This window comes from Acinetobacter pragensis (genome assembly GCF_001605895.1).
Taxonomy (GTDB): domain Bacteria; phylum Pseudomonadota; class Gammaproteobacteria; order Pseudomonadales; family Moraxellaceae; genus Acinetobacter; species Acinetobacter pragensis.
The window spans coordinates 1-21,789 of the sequence record NZ_LUAW01000056.1 but is presented as its reverse complement, the minus strand read 5'-3'; the positions used below and the strand labels follow the sequence as shown (position 1 = coordinate 21,789).

At 45.1% G+C, this 21,789-nt stretch carries 18 protein-coding genes and 2 pseudogenes; 8 read left to right on the top strand and 12 right to left on the bottom strand.

Translation table 11 applies throughout. The features are described 5' to 3' along the window. Positions 1 to 21: 21 nt before the first annotated feature. The gene (locus AZH43_RS16435) at positions 22 to 2,766 is read right to left on the bottom strand and encodes an autotransporter assembly complex protein TamA (RefSeq protein ID WP_067672037.1); all 2,745 of its coding nucleotides are present in this window, start codon (positions 2,764 to 2,766) and stop codon (positions 22 to 24) included. A 179-nt stretch (positions 2,767 to 2,945) separates the two neighbouring features. On the opposite strand from AZH43_RS16435, the gene AZH43_RS16430 reads away from it, so the two are divergent. Together AZH43_RS16430 and coq7 are read left to right on the top strand one after the other, a co-directional pair. Further along, positions 2,946 to 4,265, top strand: a complete 1,320-nt coding sequence (locus tag AZH43_RS16430; protein WP_067672033.1) for an MFS transporter — start codon at positions 2,946 to 2,948, stop codon at positions 4,263 to 4,265. Positions 4,266 to 4,269: 4 nt separating this feature from the next. Beyond that, positions 4,270 to 4,905: a 2-polyprenyl-3-methyl-6-methoxy-1,4-benzoquinone monooxygenase gene (gene coq7 / locus AZH43_RS16425; RefSeq protein ID WP_067672030.1), complete on the top strand. Its 636-nt coding sequence runs from the start codon at positions 4,270 to 4,272 to the stop codon at positions 4,903 to 4,905. Between the two features lie 55 nt (positions 4,906 to 4,960). Here coq7 and AZH43_RS16420 read toward each other — a convergent pair whose 3' ends face one another. The 9 genes from AZH43_RS16420 to AZH43_RS16380 all read right to left on the bottom strand — a co-directional run bounded on the left by AZH43_RS16420 (position 4,961) and on the right by AZH43_RS16380 (position 14,248). Beyond that, a complete protein-coding gene (locus AZH43_RS16420; protein ID WP_067672027.1) occupies positions 4,961 to 5,800 on the bottom strand; it encodes an SDR family NAD(P)-dependent oxidoreductase in 840 nt (279 codons plus the stop codon). Positions 5,801 to 6,062: 262 nt separating this feature from the next. Then, positions 6,063 to 6,629, bottom strand: a complete 567-nt coding sequence (locus AZH43_RS16415; RefSeq protein WP_227509839.1) for a DedA family protein — start codon at positions 6,627 to 6,629, stop codon at positions 6,063 to 6,065. A 284-nt stretch (positions 6,630 to 6,913) separates the two neighbouring features. Further along, positions 6,914 to 7,348: a 2-amino-4-hydroxy-6-hydroxymethyldihydropteridine diphosphokinase gene (locus tag AZH43_RS16410; protein WP_067672024.1), complete on the bottom strand. Its 435-nt coding sequence runs from the start codon at positions 7,346 to 7,348 to the stop codon at positions 6,914 to 6,916. Further along, positions 7,302 to 7,685, bottom strand: a complete 384-nt coding sequence (gene folB, locus AZH43_RS16405; protein ID WP_067672020.1) for a dihydroneopterin aldolase — start codon at positions 7,683 to 7,685, stop codon at positions 7,302 to 7,304. Before folB ends, AZH43_RS16410 begins: the two co-directional genes overlap by 47 nt. 138 nt (positions 7,686 to 7,823) lie before the next feature. Beyond that, a complete protein-coding gene (locus AZH43_RS16400; protein WP_067672017.1) occupies positions 7,824 to 9,122 on the bottom strand; it encodes an ABC1 kinase family protein in 1,299 nt (432 codons plus the stop codon). A 58-nt stretch (positions 9,123 to 9,180) separates the two neighbouring features. After that, positions 9,181 to 9,993 (bottom strand): HesA/MoeB/ThiF family protein, encoded by an 813-nt coding sequence (locus AZH43_RS16395; protein WP_193786456.1) that lies wholly within the window; start codon positions 9,991 to 9,993, stop codon positions 9,181 to 9,183. A 225-nt stretch (positions 9,994 to 10,218) separates the two neighbouring features. After that, positions 10,219 to 11,889 (bottom strand): AMP-binding protein, encoded by a 1,671-nt coding sequence (locus AZH43_RS16390; RefSeq protein WP_067672011.1) that lies wholly within the window; start codon positions 11,887 to 11,889, stop codon positions 10,219 to 10,221. Between the two features lie 243 nt (positions 11,890 to 12,132). Beyond that, a complete protein-coding gene (locus AZH43_RS16385; protein WP_067672008.1) occupies positions 12,133 to 13,269 on the bottom strand; it encodes an acyl-CoA dehydrogenase family protein in 1,137 nt (378 codons plus the stop codon). 208 nt (positions 13,270 to 13,477) lie between these two features. Further along, entirely contained in the window at positions 13,478 to 14,248 is a 771-nt protein-coding gene (locus tag AZH43_RS16380; RefSeq protein ID WP_067672005.1) for an SDR family NAD(P)-dependent oxidoreductase, read from the bottom strand. Positions 14,249 to 14,397: 149 nt separating this feature from the next. Between AZH43_RS16380 and AZH43_RS16375 the strand changes: the two genes are divergently transcribed. From AZH43_RS16375 to AZH43_RS16360, 4 genes and pseudogenes are all read left to right on the top strand, one after another. Continuing rightward, a complete protein-coding gene (locus AZH43_RS16375; protein WP_067672002.1) occupies positions 14,398 to 15,426 on the top strand; it encodes an AraC family transcriptional regulator in 1,029 nt (342 codons plus the stop codon). A 234-nt stretch (positions 15,427 to 15,660) separates the two neighbouring features. After that, positions 15,661 to 16,014 (top strand): hypothetical protein, encoded by a 354-nt coding sequence (locus tag AZH43_RS16370; RefSeq protein WP_067671999.1) that lies wholly within the window; start codon positions 15,661 to 15,663, stop codon positions 16,012 to 16,014. 321 nt (positions 16,015 to 16,335) lie between these two features. Next, positions 16,336 to 17,295: an aliphatic sulfonate ABC transporter substrate-binding protein gene (locus tag AZH43_RS16365; protein ID WP_067671995.1), complete on the top strand. Its 960-nt coding sequence runs from the start codon at positions 16,336 to 16,338 to the stop codon at positions 17,293 to 17,295. 150 nt (positions 17,296 to 17,445) lie between these two features. Further along, a pseudogene (locus AZH43_RS16360) lies at positions 17,446 to 18,141 on the top strand (ABC transporter permease); the annotation flags it as partial. 126 nt (positions 18,142 to 18,267) lie between these two features. Here AZH43_RS16360 and prmC read toward each other — a convergent pair. Together prmC and prfA are read right to left on the bottom strand one after the other, a co-directional pair. Continuing rightward, on the bottom strand, positions 18,268 to 19,086 hold the full coding sequence (gene prmC, locus AZH43_RS16355) for a peptide chain release factor N(5)-glutamine methyltransferase (protein ID WP_067671989.1): 819 nt from the start codon (positions 19,084 to 19,086) through the stop codon (positions 18,268 to 18,270). Next, the gene (prfA, locus tag AZH43_RS16350; RefSeq protein WP_067671985.1) at positions 19,087 to 20,175 is read right to left on the bottom strand and encodes a peptide chain release factor 1; all 1,089 of its coding nucleotides are present in this window, start codon (positions 20,173 to 20,175) and stop codon (positions 19,087 to 19,089) included. It abuts the gene before it with no gap. A gap of 554 nt (positions 20,176 to 20,729) precedes the next feature. Between prfA and AZH43_RS16345 the strand changes: the two genes are divergently transcribed. Further along, positions 20,730 to 21,152, top strand: a complete 423-nt coding sequence (locus tag AZH43_RS16345; RefSeq protein ID WP_067671976.1) for a glycine zipper domain-containing protein — start codon at positions 20,730 to 20,732, stop codon at positions 21,150 to 21,152. A 261-nt stretch (positions 21,153 to 21,413) separates the two neighbouring features. Further along, positions 21,414 to 21,789 (top strand): annotated as a pseudogene (locus AZH43_RS16340) (hypothetical protein); the annotation flags it as partial.

The following is a 21,789-nucleotide window of genomic DNA, read 5'->3' as shown; positions in this document are numbered from 1 at the left end:
ACGCTTAAATCACCCTAAAAATTATAATTGTGAGCCAATAAAGAAATGTACGCGAATCGGATGATTGTCATCTGAAAGCCCTGTGGCAACATCTATGCGGATTGGACCAATCGGCGAAGCCCAGCGGATTCCCAAGCCTGCACCGTACGCGGTTTCAGTATTGAAATCTTTGTCATAGGCATTACCGAAATCAGTGAAAACTGCTGCGCGCCATCCCTCTTTAAATTGATAATTATATTCTAATGAGCCAATGGCCAAAGCCTGACCGCCGACTTTAAATCCGCCTTCTTCAGCAGCAAGGCTCTTATAGTCAAAACCGCGGATACTTTGGTCACCGCCCGTAAAGAAGCGCAGATTATAAGGCACTTTGGTAAAGTCTTCTGTCAAAATATACCCGAGATCGCTGCGCCCAACAAACTGGTGATTATCATTTTCACCCAATGAATAAATAAAGCGCCAGCCCGCGTTCAAAATAGCCATATCCGCGTCGGACAATAAGCTTTCTGCGCCCAATTCTATTTTATAAGTCTGTTTAAAGCCTTTGCTTGGATTGACCCGTTTATCACTGGTGGTGCGTGAGGCTTCATACCCCACCAGCAACGACTGCTGCTGGTTGTTTTTATTCACCATGAATGCATCTGGAATATCGCTCGGATCAATGCTTCCATCCTGAGTAATACGGTCTAATCGGTAGCGCACGCCAAAAGTATGCTGCCAGCTGCCGCGCGGATTCTTAATCACACGGTCTGCGCCGGCAACTGCAGATTCAATCATTAAATTGACATTTTGACCGACATCATCCCGCTCTTCACGCTCATAACCGCCCACCAAGCTGATATAGTCATTCAGCGGATGGTTATAGGGAATGTTATAGCGCCCTTCCAAAGACTGGCGGATCTGAGAAAGCTCCAGGTTGGCATCAAAAGAATGACCGCGCTTATTCACAATTGCACGGCGGTACTGGCCGCGCAAGCGCGCTCCCGTATCTGTACCAAAACCGGCACCGACTTCTGCGCTGTTCAGCTTATCGGCATTCAGCGTTACAATCACCGGCACTTCTTTCGTTTCACGCGCCTGTGCTTTTAAGACGTCCTGCTCCTGCTCTTTGGCATCCTGCGTATTTTGCAGCGTGCGTAAATTTTCATTCTGTTCCTGATCTTTCACGCCTGCAAACTGGTCTTCGTCAACCACATTCTGTGAAACTTCTTTATCTGAGGCAACAGCCTTCTTATCCTGCACGCGTGCAGAACTTTCTTCCAGCTGGTTTTGGTCGACCAGTGCCTGAATATCAGGCGGCAATTCTAAGGACTTTTCTATTGGATCCGGCCGGACCGCATCTACCAAGGTGTAATTAAAATAGCGCGAGTTGGTAAGGTTATTGGCTAAACCATTGACCCGCCAGAACGTGTAATCTGCACCTTCCTTCCAAGTGACTAGTTTCTCAAGAATATCCAGATCAAGCGGAAATTCAGCAGCTGGATCACTCATGCGGAATTCCACATTCCCCAGCTTATAGCGCTCGCCGGTTTCATAGCGTAAATTGATGTCTGCGGTATTTTGCGGCTGTGCAACTTTGACATCATGCAGACGCCAATAAGCGTCAAAATAACCATTATTCGAGGCCGCTTCGGTAATCCGGTTTTTGGTTGCTTCATATGCACCATGATTAAGAATGTCGCCGACATCCTGATCAGGCAAAACACTGATGACCTGAAACTGCGCTTGATTTGCGCCTGCACCGCTGAACTCAACATTATGCTCTTTAACCAGCACAGGTTCATTGGGTGTGACAGAGACTTTAACCTTATTATCACTGACCTTTTCAAACTTGAACGCGGCATTGTAAAAACCGACTGCTTGCGCCGCCTGATTGGACAAGGTTCTTAATTGCGGCAATGCAGAGGGAAAATCACTATAGGACTCAACGGTAAAGCTAGACAACTTGCCTTTGATATTGGCTTTTAAATTTTCCAAAGCCGCGGCATATGCTTTGTTCGATGCTTCACTGTTATTTTCTGATGCTGTAAATACAACATCGGCAGTAATACGCGGCACTTTTGCCGTATTCAGCTCACGCGGCGGGCGCACTTTATACAGCAAGCGCTTAAAGAAATTCGGTTCTTTATCATCTGCAGCCACCTCATCTGGAAAACTGGTATCCAAAGTCTGAGCGTCTTCGTTGGTGGCCGCTACAATTTCACTGTCTGCGCGGATGCTGCTCATCAGCTGATCCACATTGACTGGCGCTTGATTAATTTGCGCCAATTCCTGCTGGGTAATATCCGCAACTGTATTTTCTGTATTTTGTGATGCGCGGTAATTTTGCGCTTCTTGTTTTGCGCCTTCGGCCACCTGCAAAATTTCATTGGCCATGTTCTGGTCGATAGGCTCTACAGGCAAATCCTGCAAATCTTCAAATTCAATTGGCTTAAAGGCTTCAATAGACTCTGAGGCAAGCTCCTGCTGCTGAAGCATCTGCATCGTGTCCGGCTCAGCTTCGGCCTCATGAGATGTTTCAATTTTTTGAATGGCTTCAGGCGAAGCTAAACTTTGCTTTACAGCTTCACTCTTTAGCAGCTCAATCATTTCTGCTTGAGTCGCATCGGCAACAGGCGTATTTTTTTCGTCAGTTTGGGCCATGCTTTGCTGTGCAATAAGCGTTAAAAAGATGCTCATCCACAAGCGTTTATTGCTATGATGCCTGTATATGAGGTGACTCATACTGAGGTGAAGCATTGTCTTTTTAAAATTTATTTTTGCAGGCATAGCAAACTCTAAAGAAATTCTTTATGTAATGGACTATTTAACCAACGAATTATGAGCTAAAGAACTTAAATCTATTGGTTTTTCACCATTCCTAGGCTAAAAGTATCTTACATGATTTTTTTCGATGTTTTACCAAACAATCACATTTCTTAATAAAACTTAATTGCAGTACTCATCATATGAAGAACAGTGAACATCTTCTAAGTACCCGCCGTTTTCTGCCTATGTTTCTCACCCAATTCTTTGGGGCATTGAATGACAACGTATATAAGCAGGCTCTGCTGCTGGTTATCACCTACGGATGGATTCAGCAGCAAAGCGCAAGCATCAGCACCTTAAATAATTTAGCAGCGCTGCTGTTTATTTTACCCTACTTTATTTTCTCTGCGACCGCAGGACAGCTTGCAGATAAGTACGAACGCTCACAGCTTGTACGAATGCTTAAAATTGCAGAAATTCTCATCATGCTGATTGGTACTGCGGGCTTTTTAATGGGCAATTTATGGCTGCTGCTGCTGGCGCTGTTCATGATGGGTACGCATTCAACGTTCTTCGGGCCAATTAAATACGCAATTCTGCCTGAAATTCTAAAGCCCGATGAGCTGATGTCCGGCAATGCCCTGTTTCAGTCCGGCACATCTATGGCGATTTTAATCGGCATGATCTTTGGCGGCGCGGTCATTTCCTCGTCTGACGGCAATTTGCTCTGGATCAGCGTGACCGTACTCACCATAGCGGCTTTAGGCTATTTATCCAGCAGATTTATTTTAAAACAGCAAGTCACATCGGCCGATTTAAAAATTGACTGGAACTTTTTCTGCACCAGCACTCAAACCTTAAAATATGCCAAAAGCCTGCCGCTGATCTTCACTATTTTATTGGGCAATTCTTGGTACTGGTTTTACGGCGCAACATACCTCACCCAAATCCCGCAATTGACGCAGCAAAATCTGCATGCTTCTGAAAATGTGGTCAGCCTGCTGCTGACTTTCTTTTCTGTCGGCATCGGTGCAGGTTCTTTACTTTGCCGTAAAATTGGCGGGACCGAAGTCAATATCAAAATGGTGCCGTTTGGCGCAATAGGACTGACACTTTTTGCTTTTTATTTGGCGGCCAGTTTGGCTTTTGTACCGGAACAAAGCGGCAAGCTGCTCGGACTCTATGAAATCTTTCATGGCGGCTGGAGCTACTACCATGTCATGTTCGCAGTCACTTTGCTTGGAATCAGCGGCGGTTTCTATATTGTGCCGCTCTACGCCATGATGCAGGCTTTTTCTCCCCGCTCACACCGTGCGCGGATCGTGGCTGCCAACAATATTTTGAATGCCGTTTTCATGGTATCTTCTGCTATATTCTCAATCATCATCTTAAGTGTCCTGAAGATTGATATCAAAATACTTTTCAGCATCACGGCAATTCTGAGCGCAATCTTCAGCTTTTGGCTGCTGCGCCGTTTAAAGCCGATGCTGAACAATGCGCAAGTCTTATCGGAGGATTAATTCCATGCGTCAATATACAGGTCTCGACAAACTGATTCACTCTTTTGACCAAGCATTGCGCAGCTTAGTACCAGGTTCGACCTCAGCGCAGCGTGAAAATCCGGGAAATCAGTCTGAAGCGCAGCTGGCAGTCAGCGAAGCGCGTCATGTAGCGGGTTTAATGCGGGTAAATCACAGCGGTGAAGTCTGTGCGCAGGCGCTGTACCACGGACAAGCCTTAACGGCAAAACTGCCGAATGTGCGTAAAGAAATGGAACAGGCGGCCATTGAGGAACAGGACCATTTGGCATGGTGCGAAGACCGTTTAAAAGAGCTGGACAGTGTGCCAAGCCTGCTGAACCCCGTCTGGTACAGCCTGTCTTTTGGCATGGGCGCTATTGCCGGTATTGCCGGTGATAAATACAGCCTAGGCTTTGTGGCGGAAACTGAACGCCAAGTGAGCATGCATTTGCAGCACCACATCAGCCAGCTGCCAGAACAGGATGAACGCTCACGTAAAATTCTCATGCAAATGAATGAAGACGAGCTGCATCACCGCGACACTGCATTAAATGCGGGCGGCATTGATTTACCGCTTCCTGTGCGCATTACCATGACAGCCATTTCTAAATTGATGACCAAAACCAGTTACTACGTTTAATCCATCACCATCTTAAAAAGCCCGCTGAATGCGGGCTTTTTTGCAAAAAACAGGCTTATTTCTTTTTCGATTTTTTCTTCGTGAATAAATTTATGGCCTTTGCGTAATGCGATGGTGTAATACGCTGTACCAAATCCAGAAGTTTGGCATGATTGCCAATCAGCACACGCGCCTTATTGTCTTTTACAGCATCCAAAATCACTTTTGCAGCTTGTTCTGGCGGTGTTTTCAGCACTTTATTAAAGGACCGGCTGGCTTTTTCAGGGTTCATGCCCAAAGAACGGATACTGTCGCTCATCCGTGCAGCGTTGGCAATGTTCGTCCGAATGCCGCCTGGATGCACTGAAGTTGCGCTGACACCTGAATTTTCCATATCCAGCTCTTGCCGTAAAGCTTCGGTAAAGCCCCGCACTGCAAATTTTGTTGCGTTATAGGCGCTTTGCGTCGGCTGCGCTGTCAGCCCAAACAAGCTGGAGGTATTGATAATATGGCCTTCTCCGCTCTGCTTTAAATACGGCAAAAAGGCTTTAGTGCCATAGACCACGCCCCAAAAATTAATATTGAAAATCCATTCCAGCTCTTCATAGCTCATGCCTTCTACCGTGCTTGCCAAAGCCACGCCAGCATTGTTAAAAATCAGATTGACCTGACCAAATTCATTGAAGCTGCTTTCTGCCCATGCATACACTGCATCACGGTTGGCGACATCCAGCTTTGTCAAAGTGACTTTTACAGGATAGTCTTTCAGCAGATGCAGTGTTTCCACCAAGCCTTGCTCATTCATATCACTTAATGCTAAATGCGCGCCTTGCTGCGCCAGCAATAGCGCCAATTGCCGGCCAATGCCTGAACCGGCACCCGTAATGGCAGCGACTTTTTGATTAAAATTTTTCATTGATCTGTTCTCTGCTGATTTGCTAAGCCATGTGCTGTGCGAAATATAGGAATAACTGTTTTAAAAATAATGCAGACTAGATTACAAAAGAAAAAAATATGAATGAAATGATATTTAATAATGATTCACTATGCATAAAATTCATATTTAGAAGCTTTAATGCGATAAACCGCCGTTAAAAGAACGCCGCCAGCTCACAGTAAAGCTCAACTGATGACAAGTTATTTACTTTCCTATTTTTAAATTTCAGTCGAGCTGTTCTTCATTTTTTCTTGTTTTTAACTGCGACATATACCAGCCGGCACACAACAATACAGGCAACAACCACAATCACTGTATAAATTTCTTCATCATACGGCAGCATGGCGCGCCAAAAAACATGCAGTCCATGCGTTATTTTAATGCCTGCCGCCACAACTACCCAAGCCCAAATAAAACAAGCCGCAACGTTAATCAGCATATATTTCCAAACAGGATAAGCCTTCACACCTACCGCGATCGGAAGCACCGTTCTAAATCCCCATGCAAAACGCATGAGCAAGATTGTAAGCACGGGAAAACGGTCAATAAAGCGGCTTGCTTTTATAAATTTTTCGGCAAATTCAGGTTTGTTTTGCAGCAGCTTTTGACCATAACGCCGGCCAAGCTGATAATAGAACTGGTCCCCTATAAAGCTGCCCAGCATCGCTGCGGCGATCAAAGTCCAAAAGTTCATCAAATGCTGATGCACTGCATATGCACCGAGCATCAGTACAGTTTCACCTTCAAAAAATGACCCAGCAAAAATCGCTAAATAGCCAAAATGCTGGATAAGATCACTCCAATTCATAGCATGCTTTACGGCTTCATATTGAAACTTGATCATAGCATTTACTGGTGTATTCGGAAGATTTCAAACAGCGATAAAGAATAAATGCTTTGGGGTATGGGCTAAAGCAGCGCTTAAAAATCAATAAAGAAAGGTGTAAATGTACGCTTAAAAGAAACAAGTCAACTCGTGTAAGTCATCCAACTTGCAGCCAAGTCAAAAAGAAAAAACGCCCAATGCAGTCCATTAAGCGTTTTCGGTCAAACTCAATACAGCATCATTGAATGGCTGGATAAATTAAAAAATCATGCGCAAGTGACGACAGGAAAATCATGCTGTTCATGCTGAAATGCGTGATCTGGCCAAATATCCTGCATCGGGATTTTCACATCCAAGGCCAAGGGCATTTTTTTAGCATTAAATTGCATGTGGGCTAAATCACTGCCCCATGCAATTAAATCAACATCTAAAGAAATATTATGCGATGGGCGCATACGGCCAGAATCCGCTTCCATCTGTTTCAAATATGCAGTCATTTCTGAAACACTCATACGGCTTTGCACAAGGCAGGCAGCATTCCAGTAATTTGCACCAATGCCGTCACGGCACGGAATAAGATAGATTTTGGAGAACTTTAATTCACCTAGGAGAGAGATTTTCGCAATTGCACTTTGAAAGTGCTGCTTGGGCTGATTATTGCTCGCCAGTGCTAAGGCGTAAATCGTTTCGGTGACGTTCAAGACGAATTCCTACAGAATTTGCTTGCGGGATAATGGCAGGCTTGCGGATGCTAATCATAATAGATTCTACCGCGGGAAAGGTAGTAAAAAGTGCATTCAGCACCAGTTTTGCCGCATGTTCGATCAATTTCGGCTGCGCTTCCTGAATTGTTTTGGCTGAAATTTCACAAATTTCAGCATAATTCAGTGTATCTTCTAGTTCATCCGAATTGGATGCCTGTTCCAGACTGGTCTGGATGGTCAAGTCCAGCATTAAAGGCTGAATAATTTGCCGCTCCCAGTTGAAGCAGCCTACGACCGTGTCAACCTTCAAGCCCTCAATGATTATTGCGTCCATGTGCTTGCCCAGAAATAAATGTTTATTGATAGTCTCCCTGAATCCCGCTTTAAAAGAGGGCGTTGTCATCCTATATATTTAAAAATGACAAAAAGCTTCCCTTAGCGAAGGGAAGCTGGGAGCAATTGTTATACGGAATTAGTGCTTTAACAGCAGATTCGGGTCCACGCTTTGAACCATTTGCAAACGCTGATCTGCATAAATATCTGTATACGGCGCAAGAATACGCATGAACCGGTCAAAATACAGCATTTGCTTAAACAGCAAAGCAAAATCACGCGGGAAACGGATACCGTGACGTTCTCCGACCCCAACCATATCCATCATGATGTCGTTTAAGTCTGCAGGGTTTGATGTTAAAAGTTCTTGCGGATCGGCCAACAGTACACCGCTAAATAAGCGTTCTAAATCATCTGCCAATACTTTGGTGTCTATCTGCTTATCCGTCATGCCCATTTTGAGCATATTTTCGGCCATCAACACATAATCAGTTTTTTGCAGCGCATCCATAAAGGCAATGCATGCTGTCCAGACTTCCGGCTTTAACTGGCCGACAATACCAAAGTCGATAAAACCCACACGGCCGTCTTCCAGCAGCATCAGATTGCCTGCATGCAAATCTGCATGAAAGCTTTCACACATCATCAAACTGCCAAACCATGTATTCATTGCCGTCACTAGAACTTGCGATGGATCTTTTGAAACTTTCTTCACCACCTCAAAGTCTGTTAACGGCACGCCATATAAGCGCTCCATAGTAAGCACACGGCGGGTAGAATACTGATGATAGACCTTTGGCGCTGTGGCAGCCTTGTTTTGAGTGACATTCAAATAATTGACAAAATCGTCAATATTCTGCGCTTCTTCAATAAAATCGACTTCACGCACCATGCGGGTCTTAATTTCATCCACAATATCGGCCAGCGAAGCGAATTTCACTTTCGGCACCGCTTTTTCTAAAATTTTAGCCGCCCAATGCAGCACATTCAAATCGGTATACAGAATGGTTTCAACACCGGGTTTCTGGACTTTAAGCACCACGCTTTCGCCAGTTACTAATTTGGCGGCATGTACTTGCGCAATTGATGCGGAAGCCAGCGGGGTTTCGTCAATTGATGCAAAAATTTGCGACAAATCACGGCCAGCAAACTCAGATGCCAGCACTTGCTGCACGTAACTGAACGGCAATGAAGGCGTTTGATCTAAACAGCCCTGAAATTCATCGACATATTCGCGCGGAAACAGTGATGGTGTGCTGGCGATAAATTGCCCCAGCTTAATGTAAGTCGAGCCCAGCGACTCAAAAGTTTCGCGCATGAGTTTTGCATTGCTGGGTTTTTCTGTTGCATATTTAATGCCGGCTTTCGCCGCAACGACCGCCGTTTCACCCATGCGGGCAACCGAGCGGAATCCATCAAGCCAAATATTGTTTTTCATAATGTCTGTGGAAAAATAAATTGTAGTGAGTGTAGCAAAATTTCAAGATTTTGCAGGACTATCTTGCCTGACAAACCGGACAGTTTTCATCATGATTAAAGCTTAAAACCCGCTGTTTCATGCTCAGCCCATCCCACAGCAGCAGTTTCTGCCTTAATGGAAAGGCATTCAGCCCTAAAAATAATAATGCATGATGCGCTTGAAGGCTCGCCATGACGTTAGGCGTGGTCGCCAGCACCCCAGAGTCTGCGCAGCGCAGGCTTTCATTGGCCTGCTGCTCCTCTGGAAATAAACATTCATAGCAGGCTGAATCACCTTCGACCATAAACAGCTGGCCTTGGAAGCCAATGGCAGAAGCGCTGATTAAAGGCACATTGAACTGCTTGCAGACCGCATTGACCAAATAGCGTGTACTGAAATTATCACAGCCGTCCAATACCGCATCTTGAGGTGCAATAAGCGCTTCTGCATTGGAAATGTCCAGTTTGGCTACAATGCTGTTAATTTGGACATGCGGATTAATCTGCCGCAAGCGTTTGGCTAAAATTTCTGCTTTATAAAATCCCAAATCATTTTCAGTGAATGCCATTTGCCGCTGCAGATTGCTGATTTCAACCGTATCCGCATCGACGACAGTAATTTGTCCAACGCCTGCGCGCGCCAAAAGCTCTGCGGATGCACAGCCAATACCGCCACAGCCGACAATCAGCACGTTTGAGAATTTAAGTTTCTCCTGAGCATCTATGTCCCAGCCATCCAACAAAATCTGACGGCTGTAAAGATGCATTTCAGATTCGCTGAGTTCCAAATCCAAATCCGGTGACTGATTCACTATGTAATTATCCCTATGCAGTAAGCGTTGTATCGACATTCACCCTATTATCAGCATTGCATCAACCGTATTGTCAATTCTTTGATGAATTTCTGTAAAATCAGCCGCTTTGTTGTTCAATAAGGCATCGAGAAGCGGTTTGCACCATATTACCCAATTCAAATTATTACAACAGCATCATCTTACTGCACGATGTCTACGCACTAAACCTATTACTAAAAAAGGCTGTCATAGGACAGCCTTTTTCAATTCATCTTCAAAAAATCAACCCGCTGCGTGCAAATTTTCCAGCTTGGCGATTTCCTGCTGTTTCAGCAAATTGCGCTGAATTTTACCGCTGGATGTTTTTGGCAAACTGTCTACAAATTCTATTTCCTTAGGATAAGCATGCTTAGATAATCGTGAGCGGACATAATCCTGCAGTTTCTGCATCAGTTCTGCTGTTGCAGGATATTGCGCTTTCAGTACAACAAAAGCTTTCACAATTTCTGTGCGCTCAGGGTCTGGTTTGCCCACAACGGCAGACTCCAAGACCTCTTCACATTCCAGCAAGGTGCTTTCTACATCAAATGGGCCTACACGATAGCCTGACGTTGTAATGACATCGTCAGCACGCCCAATAAAATCTATGCCGCCTTGTTCATTCAAACGTACCGTATCGCCAGTTAAATAATAATTTCCTGCAAAGGCTTTCCGGTTATTGCCGCCATAGCCATTGAACCAGAATAGCGGTGATTGTGAGCAATCAATGGCCAATGTACCCATGCCTCCCGGTTCTACTTCTTGCAATTCTTTATTTAAAACTGCAAAACGGTGTCCCGGTATCGCATAGCCTGCAGAACCGACTTTTTTGTGATGATCCAAAGCATGATGATTGGCGATGACCATACCCAATTCAGTCTGACCGTATTGATCATAAATATTCACATTTAAGTCGTGATTAAACCAATTGATCACCTCTGGCGTTAATGGCTCGCCTGCGCTGCTGACCACCCTTAAATGCTCTTTAATGGAGGGATCGAATTTTTCTTTAAAGCCAAAGAACATCCGAAATGCTGTAGGCGAACCTGTCAAATTACTGACCCGATACTTTTTAATAATCTGCAAGGCATGATCTACGCTGAACGCGCGCTCATCCATAATTATGCTGTGGCCCAAACTCAGCGGCCCAGTAATGCCGTAATACAGGCCATAAGCCCAGCCCGGATCGGCTAAATTCCAAAATGAATCTTCATCACGCAAATCCACCGCATGGGTCATATAGCCTTTAAATGCCAAGACCGCCTTTAACGGCACAGGCACTGATTTCGCTAGACCTGTCGTTCCCGATGTGAACATCATTAAAAAGTAATCATCAAAACTCAGCACAGCAGGCTCACATACTGTGCTCTGCTGCGCCAGCACTGCCCAGAAATCTGCTTCTGCTGACTGCTGCTTCTGAGAAGCCTGATTTTGTGTATTCAGCTCGGGCTGTACAGTTAAAATATGCGGCACTTTGACGCTGTTTAATTTTGGACGCTGTTCAGCATTGGTTACAATCAGTCGGGTATGGGCCGTTTCAACCCGATGCTCAATGGCCTTGGATTCAAAGGCTGTAAAGAGCGGCTGATACACAGCACCTATGCGCCATGCAGCCAGCACGGTAATTAAAAGTTCAGGTGTACGCGGCAAAAGCCCGGCAATGCAGTCACCCTGCTTGATGTTTAAACTTTTAAAATAGTTCGCCAGTTTTCCCGAAGCCTCATCCAGCTGTTCAAATGTCCAAGCTGATGATTCCCCCTGCTTGCCTTCCCAAATTAAAGCTGTCTTTTGCTGGCCAACATAGCGTTGGCAGCACTCCACATAGGCATTGATTCGCTGTGCAGAACCTGCCAGCTGCTGATTAATTAATGACTCAAAATTAAAATCTTGATACGCCTGAGCTAATGTTTTCATTTGACAACCTCTTATCCTAAAGGCGGAATGGCGCGGCATCTGCGCTCGGCACATTCATCGTGGTTTTATTTTTGCTGCGGCTGCCTGTAAAAACAGCCGCTGTACATCCAGTACTAAGGTTTACACTGCTTATACAGTGCACTTTTCAACATAAGATTAGAAAAACATGTTCTGATGCCGCGTGCAATTTCCATAACCGTCAATTGCATTGCAGGCTTTGAGCATCGACTAAAGTCTGATCAATCAGCCTTTAGCCACTTCACGGGCAATCACCAGACGCTGAATGTCGGATGCGCCTTCATAAATTTGGCTGACGCGCACATCACGGTAAATACGCTCGACTGGAAAATCAGACACATAGCCATAACCGCCATGAATTTGAATCGCGTCAGAACAGACCTTTTCAGCAATTTCTGATGCAAAAAGCTTTGCCATTGAGGCCTCTTTTAAACAAGGCAGCCCAGCATCCTTGAGTGTCGCCGCATGAAAAATCAGCTGCCGCGCCGCCTCAATTTGCGTGGCCATATCGGCTAAACGGAATGCCACCGCCTGATGCTGTACAATTTCCACCCCAAAAGCTTTACGTTCATTGGCATATTCCACCGCGGCATCTAAGGCTGCACGCGCCATACCGATACATTGCGCTGCAATGCCAATCCGTCCAGATTCTAAATTAGACAGGGCAATTTTGTAGCCATCCCCCTCTTTGCCGAGTAAATGGTCAGCTGGAATTCGGCAATCTTCAAAAATAATGGTCGCCGTATCAGAACAATGCTGCCCCATTTTATCTTCAACACGTGAAACGATATAGCCTGACGCGCTGGTTGGAACTAAAAAGCAGGAAATGCCTTTTTTACCTGCGGATTTATCGGTCACTGCAAAGACCAGTGCAATATCCGCATATTTTCCAGATGTAATGAATTGCTTGGTGCCGTTAATGACCCATTCATCGCCGTCACGTACAGCCTGACATTCCAAAGCGCTGGCATCCGAGCCCGCCTGCGGTTCTGTCAAGCAGAAACATCCCAGCATTTCACCCGTTGCCAATTGGGTTAAGTACTGCTGCTTTTGCTGTTCAGTGCCGTAACGCTGGGTAATGCCGCAAGGCAAGGAGTTTTGCACGCTGACAATGGTCGAGATTGCGCCATCACCGGCTGCAATTTCTTCCAAAGCCACCACCAATGAAACATAGTCCATGCCTGCGCCGCCCCATTCTTCTGAAATGGTCATGCCTAAAGCACCCAAAGCACCCAGCTCTTTCAGCTCTTGTGACGGAAAACGCGCCGTTTTATCCCGCTCCGCTGCGGTCGGCTTCAGCTTAGACTGCGAATAATCCCGCAGCATATCCTGAACCATTTTCTGCGCTTCATTTAAAATCATACCGATATCCTTTAAACTTTAATTATTTTCAATATTTGATACGCGCAGGTGGCATGAATGCCACCCGCTGGACTGAGATACAAGGATGTATCTTCAGGCCCGCAAAGGATTTTTGTTCATTTTGATCCTTCAAAAGGAAGGAAAGAGTTTCAGCCTGAATAAGCAAAGCTATCAGCTAATCAAGAATCATTTTTTCTAAACGATTAGATTATTTCGGCTGCATCCGAATCGCACCATCCAAACGGATCACTTCACCGTTCAAGTAGCCATTTTCAAAAATATGACCCACCAAATGCGCAAACTCTTCAGGTTTTGCCAAACGCGGCGGAAACGGCACCATTTGCCCCAAAGCATCCTGCACATTCTGCGGCAGGCCTTTCAGCATAGGCGTTTCCATAATGCCCGGCGCAATAGCCATGACACGAATCGCTTCACGCGCCAACTCACGCGCCAATGGCAGGGTCATGCTGACAATTGCGCCTTTGGAAGCCGCATAGGCAGATTGACCGATTTGGCCGTCATAGGCTGCGACCGATGCCGTATTCACAATGACACCGCGTTCTTCTTCACCGGCTTTCAGTTCATACTTCGCCATCAAGCGCGCTGCATAGCGGGTCATATTAAAAGTACCTGTTACATTAATTGCCAATACTTTCTGAAACATGGCCAAATCATGCAAACCGTCGCGGCCCAGCACTTTTGCTGAAGGCGCAATACCGGCACAATTGACCAAGCCATTCAGTTGACCGTATTTATTTTCGATATGCTGAAAAAAAGCTTCTGCAGCCGCTTCATTGGTCACATCCAAAAGCTGAAATTCTGCATGTTCACCCAAACGGCGCTGCAGTTCTTCTCCCAGCCCGCTGTTCATATCCGCCATAATCACTTTGGCGCCCTGTCCAATCAAATAGGTCGCCGTAGCTGCGCCCAACCCGGAAGCGCCGCCAGTCACTGCAAATACTTTTCCTTGAATTTTCATTTTATTTTTTCCTTAAAGCTGAGACTTAGAATTCGACTTAAGATACAGAGTAAACACAGAATAAATTGAGTACAATTTCCAAATACTGCATCCTGCGTGATGTATTTGAACAATATGAAAATAACAGCAACCATGCATGGAATATTAGATTGGACAGGGATTCTTTTAAAGATTCGTTTAAAGGCACGATTTCAATCAGCTTAGTCAAAGAAGCGCTGCATCATGCAAAGCTGCAAGGCTACGATATTCACGCTTTGCTGATACAGGCAGGCATTGCGCCTGAACTGCTGCCGTCATCTAAAGCCCGTGTTTCGGTACTGCAGTATGCGCAATTATGGATTGTGCTGGCCGATGCAATGAATGATGAATTCTTTGGCATGGACAGCCATGCCATGCGCAGAGGCAGCTATACTTTTTTGTCCAGATCGGTGCTGCAGGCCTCAAGCTTAGGCAAAGCGCTGACCCAAGTGCTGCAGTTTTTCAATCTGGTGCTGGATGATTTCAGCAGCAAATACTTTGTTCAGGAAAATTACGCTTATATCCTGATTCAGGATACAGGCGCGCCAAAGCGGATGTTCAGCTATGCCACTTACTTAATGCTGATTCACGGTATGATGTGCTGGCTTTGCGGACAGCGCGTGGTTTTAAACCGCATACAGCTGAAATGCGCAGCGCCTGAGGACGATAATGACTACAAGGTGCGTTTCTGTGATGACATTCAATATCAGGCCGATGAAAATTACATCCAGTTTGATGCCAGCTATTTAGCTGTCCCTCTTAAGCAGGATCAAAAATCATGGCATCATTTTATTCAGCACACGCCTTATAATTTATTGGTACGTTTCAAAAACCCGAATGCGCTGAGCCATCAAATCCGCAAGCATTTTTTACAGACACCGACTGCCGAGTGGGCTGAACTGACAGAGCTGGCCCAGCATTTCAATATGTCTGAAGCGACCATGCAGCGCAGGCTAAAACAGGAAAGAGTGAATTTCCAGCAGCTTAAGAATGAGATACGGCGTGATCTCGCCATCAGCCTATTAGAACAAACAGCTCTCACCCTGCAAGATATCAGCGAGCAGCTGAATTTTCATGATGCCAGCGCTTTTCACCGCGCTTTTAAAAAATGGACAGGTGTCAGCCCCGGCGCGTATCGGCAGAACAGCGCGGATAAATGAGGATAAGTCCAATATTTTTCAAGTCTAAAATGATAACCCACTCTCACATTCTTCAAATCTCCCTTAGATTTCATTGCCTTATAGAAAACAATAAAACCGACTGGACGTTCATCGTTAATGCATTGCTTTGACTGCCTAAAATAGGTTATTTTTCACTCAATTTAAAGCGATTTGCTTTTCTAATTTTGGCTGTATCTTCTCCACTCCCGTTTAATCACCTTGAAGGGCTTTAACATGCTTAAGATGATTGATGTACTCGAGCAAAGCTTAGTACAAAACTTTTCCGACTCTTTATTTTCCGATGCTGATCACAGTGAAGCGCAATTCCATCAAAAGCTGCGCGAAATGTCTGAAATTGACTTAGCAAATATTGTTTCTGTTTTTTTCTTAAATGATCAGGCTGCAGATATTGCGCAAGCACTGGATATATCAGCTCAATCTTTACAAGATATTCAAGCTGGCGCAGAGCTGAAGGCTGAAAATCTGCTTGCCGCTACTGCAAAAATTGTAGCGTACTGCCTTGCCATTGAAACAGATGCCCTCAACCGTGTAGAAATTGCAGACTGCCTGCAAGATTACCCAATGTAATTCTTTTCTATATTTGCATCTCAAAATAATAAAGCGGCCAATTGGCCGCTTTATTATTTCCAGCATCAGAACACGTCACATCTTTTATCTATTTTTGTCAAAATTACGCTATATCTCTTAAATGCATGCTTTTTTATTTATTTCATATAAGTTGATTTATTTACTGCGAAAAATATTAAAGCAATAAATAACAATTAGTTAAATTTTAGTATTGAGCATTTTCCCTTTTTGTATTTCATTATCATTTTTTCTCTTTTGCTGCTTTCCGCCAGTCCACGTATTAATTGCGCATTATTTCTTTATATGCATTAGGGGCTCAAAATGAAATCATTGACCAAAATTTCCGCATTGCTATTTTCTACGCTTGCAGCGGGCATGGCCCTAGCCGCTATTCCAGCGGAAGTTAAACTGGATTATGCCTACTATGCGCCAACCAGCTTGGTCGTGAAGGATCAAAAATTACTGGAAAAAGCGCTGCCGAAAAGTCAAATTAAATGGGTCTTCAGCCAAGGCTCCAACCGTTCTTTAGAATACTTGAACAGCGGCAGTGTCGATTTCGCTTCGACTGCAGGCTTAGCTGCCGTACTCAGCAAAGCCAATGGCAGCCCGATTAAAACTGTTTATATTCAAAGCCAGCCGGAGTGGACAGCCTTGCTGGTCAGCAAGAACTCAACCATTAAAAGCCTCAAAGACCTGAAAGGCAAAAAAATTGCGGCGACAAAAGGCACTGATCCATTTTTATTTACCCTGCAGGCCTTAGAAACGGCTGGACTCAGCAAACGCGATGTTCAACTGGTGCATTTACAGCATCCGGATGGCAAAACAGCTCTAGAACGCGGCCAAGTGGACGCTTGGGCAGGCTTAGACCCATTAATGGCTTCTTCACAATTGCAGTCAGGTGCTAAGCAGCTTTACCGGAATGTGAATTTCAACAGCTACAGCGTGCTCAGTGTCAAAGACCAATTCGCGGCTCAAAATCCAGAAGCCATCATTGCTGTGATTCAAGCATATGAACAGGCTCGAAAATGGGCCAAAGCCAATCCAGATAAACTGGCGGCTTTATTGGCCAAAGAAGCTAAACTGCCACTGAACGTTGCAAAACTCCAGCTCAGCCGCACCAACTTTGAACAAAACATTCCGACAAGCAAGCATATTGCCGCATTGCAAAAAGCTGGCGCTATTCTGACAGAAGAGGATTTAGTCCGTCCCGGCACCAACGTCAATCAAGTCATTAACCAGCTGTTTGACGCAAAATTTGCGCAAAAAACGGTTAAACAATAAGGCTGCAGCTGTATTATGACTCATCCCGCAGCAACTCAAAAAATTCAGGCTGATCCAGCGCGGCAAAGCAAGGCGCAAGCCTCTGTTTTGTCTAAATTCAAAAGCCTCGCCAAAGGTTTAAGCATTCCAATTGTATTGATTTTACTGAGTGAATATTTGGTCCGCACAGGCTATATAGAACCTTATCTGCTTCCTGCGCCCAGCAGCCTTTGGCAAACGTTGAATGAACTGGCCGCTGGAGATTTATGGCGGCATATTTGGACCAGTACTTGGCGCGTATTTGCCGGCTTTTTCATTGGCAGTTTGCTCGGCTTGTTCTTTGCAGTTTTCGTTGGCTTAAATAAACAAGCAGAAGAGTTTTTAGAACCCAGTTTTTCAGCCATTAAGTCCATTCCCAGCTTGGCTTGGATTCCTTTACTGCTGCTTTGGCTGGGTATTGATGAAGCTTCAAAAATCACCCTGATTGCCATAGGCGCATTTTTCCCTGTATATACCAATACAGTTGCTGCAATTAAAGATGTCGACCGCAAGCTGATTGAAGTAGCCAAAGTCTACCGCTTAAAATATTGGCAGCAAGTCCGCCACATTATACTGCCAGCGGCTTCTCCTGGCATATTGACAGGTTTACGCAACGGTTTAAGCCTGTCGTGGATGTTCATGATTGCAGCCGAATTAATTGCAGCCACGCAAGGTATTGGCTATTTGCTCAGTGATGGACGTGAGACCTCACGCCCAGATATTGTGATTTTAGCGATTATCCTTTTGGCTGTATTAGGCAAGCTGACGGACAATTTAATGAAGTATCTAGAAAATTGGCTGCTTCGCTGGCGTGATGTCATTAAATAGCGAATTCAGGATTAAGCCTTAACTGAACGTCCAACCAGCATTCACAATGCACGAATGATGCTGATATTTATAACCTCATAAAAAAAGCGCATTGAATGCGCTTTTTTTTCTCAACTTTAATCGCTTTTAATGAAGCCATTGCCCCAAAGTCACCCGATCATTGCCGCCGTAATCTTTCACGGTGCGCACGTGTTTATAGCCGGCCTGAATAAAAATATGCTGTACTGCATCACCTTGATCATAGCCATGCTCCAGCACCACCCAGCCATTAACCGCTAAATGCTTCTTACCTTGCAGAATAATCTGTTCAAGATCCGCCAAGCCATGCCGGTCCGCGACTAAGGCGCGCTCAGGTTCTGTCGCTAAATTCTGCATATGAGCATCTTCTGCATCAATATAAGGCGGATTAGAAACGATCACATCAAAAAAAGCGCGGCCTAGGGGCTTAAACCAAGAGCCGCAAACAAACTTCACATGATTCAAATCATGCTTTTCCGCATTAAACTGCGCTACATCTAAAGTCGGTTCATAAATATCTGTGGCCGTCACAGACCATTCAGGACGTTCACTGGCGATAGAAAGCGCAATCGCCCCTGTGCCCGTGCCTAAGTCAACCACCCGTGCATCATCAGGTACATCCAGATGCAAAACTGTTTCTACCAATACTTCTGTATCCGGACGCGGAACCAAAGTGTCTTTTGTCACCTTTAAGTCTAAAGTCCAAAAAGGCTGTGAACCTGTGACATACGCCAAAGGTTCACCTGCCGCAATACGCGCCAATCCGTCACGGTACTGCTGTTCCTGCTCCGCTGTCAGTTCTTGAGCCTTTTTCATGCATAAATCAAAAGAATCAATTTTAGTGATATGTTCCAGCAGCCATGCATTTTCCTGACGCTCATAGCTTTCAGGTTCACCGCGTAAGGCCAAAGCCTGTGCAATATTCATTTAGCCACCATTCTGCTGAGCAAGAAGCGCAAGCTGATCCGCTTGATATTCACGATGCAGGCTGTCCAGCAATTCAGTCAAATCACCTTCCATAACTGCATCCAGCTTATACAAAGTCAGGTTGATGCGGTGGTCGGTCATACGGCCTTGCGGATAATTATAAGTCCGGATACGTTCTGAGCGATCTCCTGAACCCACTAAATCACGGCGCATCTCAGAAGTTGCGGCATCCGCGGCTGCACGCTTGGCATTTTCAAGACGTGATACCAGCAGCGCCATCGCTTTAGCCTTGTTCTTATGCTGTGAGCGCTCATCCTGGCATTCCACCACTGTACCTGTAGGAATATGCGTAATACGCACCGCAGAATCAGTTTTGTTAATATGCTGCCCGCCCGCGCCTGACGCACGGTAAGTATCAATCCGCAAATCTGATGGGTTAATGTCTACCGTGGTATCCACATCCACTTCCGGAAGAATAGCAACAGTACAGGCAGAAGTGTGCACACGGCCTTGTGATTCTGTGGCAGGCACACGCTGTACACGGTGCGCGCCGCTTTCAAACTTTAAGCGCCCATACACGCCTTCGCCATTAATCAGGCAAATAACCTCTTTATAGCCGCCATGCTCGCCGTCATTTTCAGACAGAATCTCTAAACGCCAGCCTTGTGTTTCTGCATATTTGCTGTACATGCGGAATAAATCACCGGAGAAAATTGCCGCTTCATCACCGCCGGTTCCAGCACGGATCTCCAAATATGCAGAATTGGCATCATTTGGATCCTTAGGAATCATTAAAATATTTAAATCAGCTTCTAAAGATTCAATTAAAGCTTTATTTTCTTTAATCTCATCTTGAGCCATTTCCTTGAAATCAGGATCTGACAGCATTGCCTCAGCCGTTTCAATATCTTCTTCAGCCTGCTTGTATTTACTCCACACTTCAGTGATTTCACTTAAGTCACTGTGTTCCCGCGACAGCTGACGGAAACGTTTATTGTCTGAAATCACTTCAGCATCTGCGAGCAAAGCATTCAGTTCTTCGTGACGGTCTAACAGTTGATCTAACCGTAAGCGCAGCGATTCTTTCATTATCTAAAATATCTCAATACAGCCTGTTCAAAGGCGTTGCCCGAACAGATCATTCTAAAAATTGTGCTTAGTTTAACGATTCTATGTTTTAAATGACATCTTTATTGCTGATGACTTTATGACAGCAGCCTGTATTTAAAATAAGTTTACAGTGATGCGTTTGAACGAAAATACATTAATTCCGCTGCACAGATTTGAGCATTCTGTAGTCATCCCACAGAAATCCTGCACAAAATAATTCCTCAAACTAGAGTTAAAGCCAATTTTCAGCGTAAAATTGATGCGAAATTTAAATTTTTCGCAGATTCTTGTTCAATTCACATCTTCGTTTGCATCGACAATAAGATGTCAATTTCTGCTAGATCCATTCGCATTTACGTGCAATTGATTACTTTTAAATCAAGTTCCCTGTATTTGTTACAAAGCTAAACAATGCAGAAACTAAAGCACAGCAATTTACAGAAGACTCTCCATATTTTCAGAGAATCGTTTTGTTACATTTACCCCATCGCAGAAATTACAGCAGTCCAAGATATTTGGACATGGAGTTAACCATGAAACTGAATGCTATTTTATTAAGTACTGCTTTAGCAGCGACTTCAATGTTTACCGTAAGCGCTCATGCAGACAGCACAACTCGCGTAGCTGCAGCAAGTGCTTTAGGCAGTGTAGCAGGCACAGCAATTGGTAAAAATATGGGCGGCACAACTGGCGCAACAATTGGCGCAGCTTTAGGCGGTGCCGGCGGCGCAGCAGTTGCAAGCGACAAACGCAACCGTACAGAATCTGCTATTGGCGGCGCAATTGGCGGCGGCGCTGGCTACACAGTAGGTAAAAGCATGGGCGGCACAAACGGCGGTTATGTCGGTTCTGCCCTTGGTGCCGCTGGCGGCGCAGCTTTAGGCAACAAAATCTCTAAAGACAAAGCCAGCACCAGCTACAACAAAAAACACTACAAAAAGAAACGCCGTCACTAAGTTTATGGCGTAAAAAAGCACCTTCGGGTGCTTTTTTAATATCAGGATTCTCTATCCCTATAGCAACACAGCACTTCGCAGCTGAGCAATTCTAACTATAAAAATTTAGTGAAAATTATAATTATGTAGAAATCTTGCAGATGGTTTACACAGCCATTACCAAAGACTTCCTTTTCGTAATAATGCTCTTCACGATCTTTTCTACATTTTTGCTTACATTAATATCAAGACGAAATGGATAGGCTCTAAGGAGTTCAAAAAATGAAAATCAATAAATATATTTTAGGCGCTGTTCTTACAGCTTCTGCATTGACCATGACAGCCGCAAATGCTGGCAATACCACAAATACAGCGATAACTTCTGCATTAGGCGGAGTTGTAGGCGCAGCTGTCGGCAAGCAAATGGGCGGCTCTACTGGCGCTATGATCGGGTCTGCTATTGGCGGCGGTGCCGGTGCAGCCGTTTCAGCTGACCGCCGTGACCGTAATGGCGCAATCATTGGCGCAGCTTTAGGCGGCGCTGGCGGCTATAGCGTAGGTAAAAGCATGGGCGGCACAAACGGCGGGTTATATCGGCGCAGCAGCGGGGTTCTGCCGGGGGGGGGGGGRTTGGGAAAAAAAACAGGGAGACCCGCCC

Bases quoted from the DNA above. Each gene is read 5' to 3' on its own strand.
- AZH43_RS16435 (WP_067672037.1), bottom strand. From the start codon at position 2,766: ATGCCTGCAAAAATAAATTTTAAAAAGACAATGCTTCACCTCAGTATG.
- AZH43_RS16430 (WP_067672033.1), top strand. From the start codon at position 2,946: ATGAAGAACAGTGAACATCTTCTAAGTACCCGCCGTTTTCTGCCTATG.
- coq7 (WP_067672030.1), top strand. From the start codon at position 4,270: ATGCGTCAATATACAGGTCTCGACAAACTGATTCACTCTTTTGACCAA.
- AZH43_RS16420 (WP_067672027.1), bottom strand. From the start codon at position 5,800: ATGAAAAATTTTAATCAAAAAGTCGCTGCCATTACGGGTGCCGGTTCA.
- AZH43_RS16415 (WP_227509839.1), bottom strand. From the start codon at position 6,629: ATGAATTGGAGTGATCTTATCCAGCATTTTGGCTATTTAGCGATTTTT.
- folB (WP_067672020.1), bottom strand. From the start codon at position 7,685: ATGGACGCAATAATCATTGAGGGCTTGAAGGTTGACACGGTCGTAGGC.
- AZH43_RS16400 (WP_067672017.1), bottom strand. From the start codon at position 9,122: ATGAAAAACAATATTTGGCTTGATGGATTCCGCTCGGTTGCCCGCATG.
- AZH43_RS16395 (WP_193786456.1), bottom strand. From the start codon at position 9,993: ATGTCGATACAACGCTTACTGCATAGGGATAATTACATAGTGAATCAG.
- AZH43_RS16390 (WP_067672011.1), bottom strand. From the start codon at position 11,889: ATGAAAACATTAGCTCAGGCGTATCAAGATTTTAATTTTGAGTCATTA.
- AZH43_RS16385 (WP_067672008.1), bottom strand. From the start codon at position 13,269: ATGATTTTAAATGAAGCGCAGAAAATGGTTCAGGATATGCTGCGGGAT.
- AZH43_RS16380 (WP_067672005.1), bottom strand. From the start codon at position 14,248: ATGAAAATTCAAGGAAAAGTATTTGCAGTGACTGGCGGCGCTTCCGGG.
- AZH43_RS16370 (WP_067671999.1), top strand. From the start codon at position 15,661: ATGCTTAAGATGATTGATGTACTCGAGCAAAGCTTAGTACAAAACTTT.
- AZH43_RS16365 (WP_067671995.1), top strand. From the start codon at position 16,336: ATGAAATCATTGACCAAAATTTCCGCATTGCTATTTTCTACGCTTGCA.
- prmC (WP_067671989.1), bottom strand. From the start codon at position 19,086: ATGAATATTGCACAGGCTTTGGCCTTACGCGGTGAACCTGAAAGCTAT.
- prfA (WP_067671985.1), bottom strand. From the start codon at position 20,175: ATGAAAGAATCGCTGCGCTTACGGTTAGATCAACTGTTAGACCGTCAC.
- AZH43_RS16345 (WP_067671976.1), top strand. From the start codon at position 20,730: ATGAAACTGAATGCTATTTTATTAAGTACTGCTTTAGCAGCGACTTCA.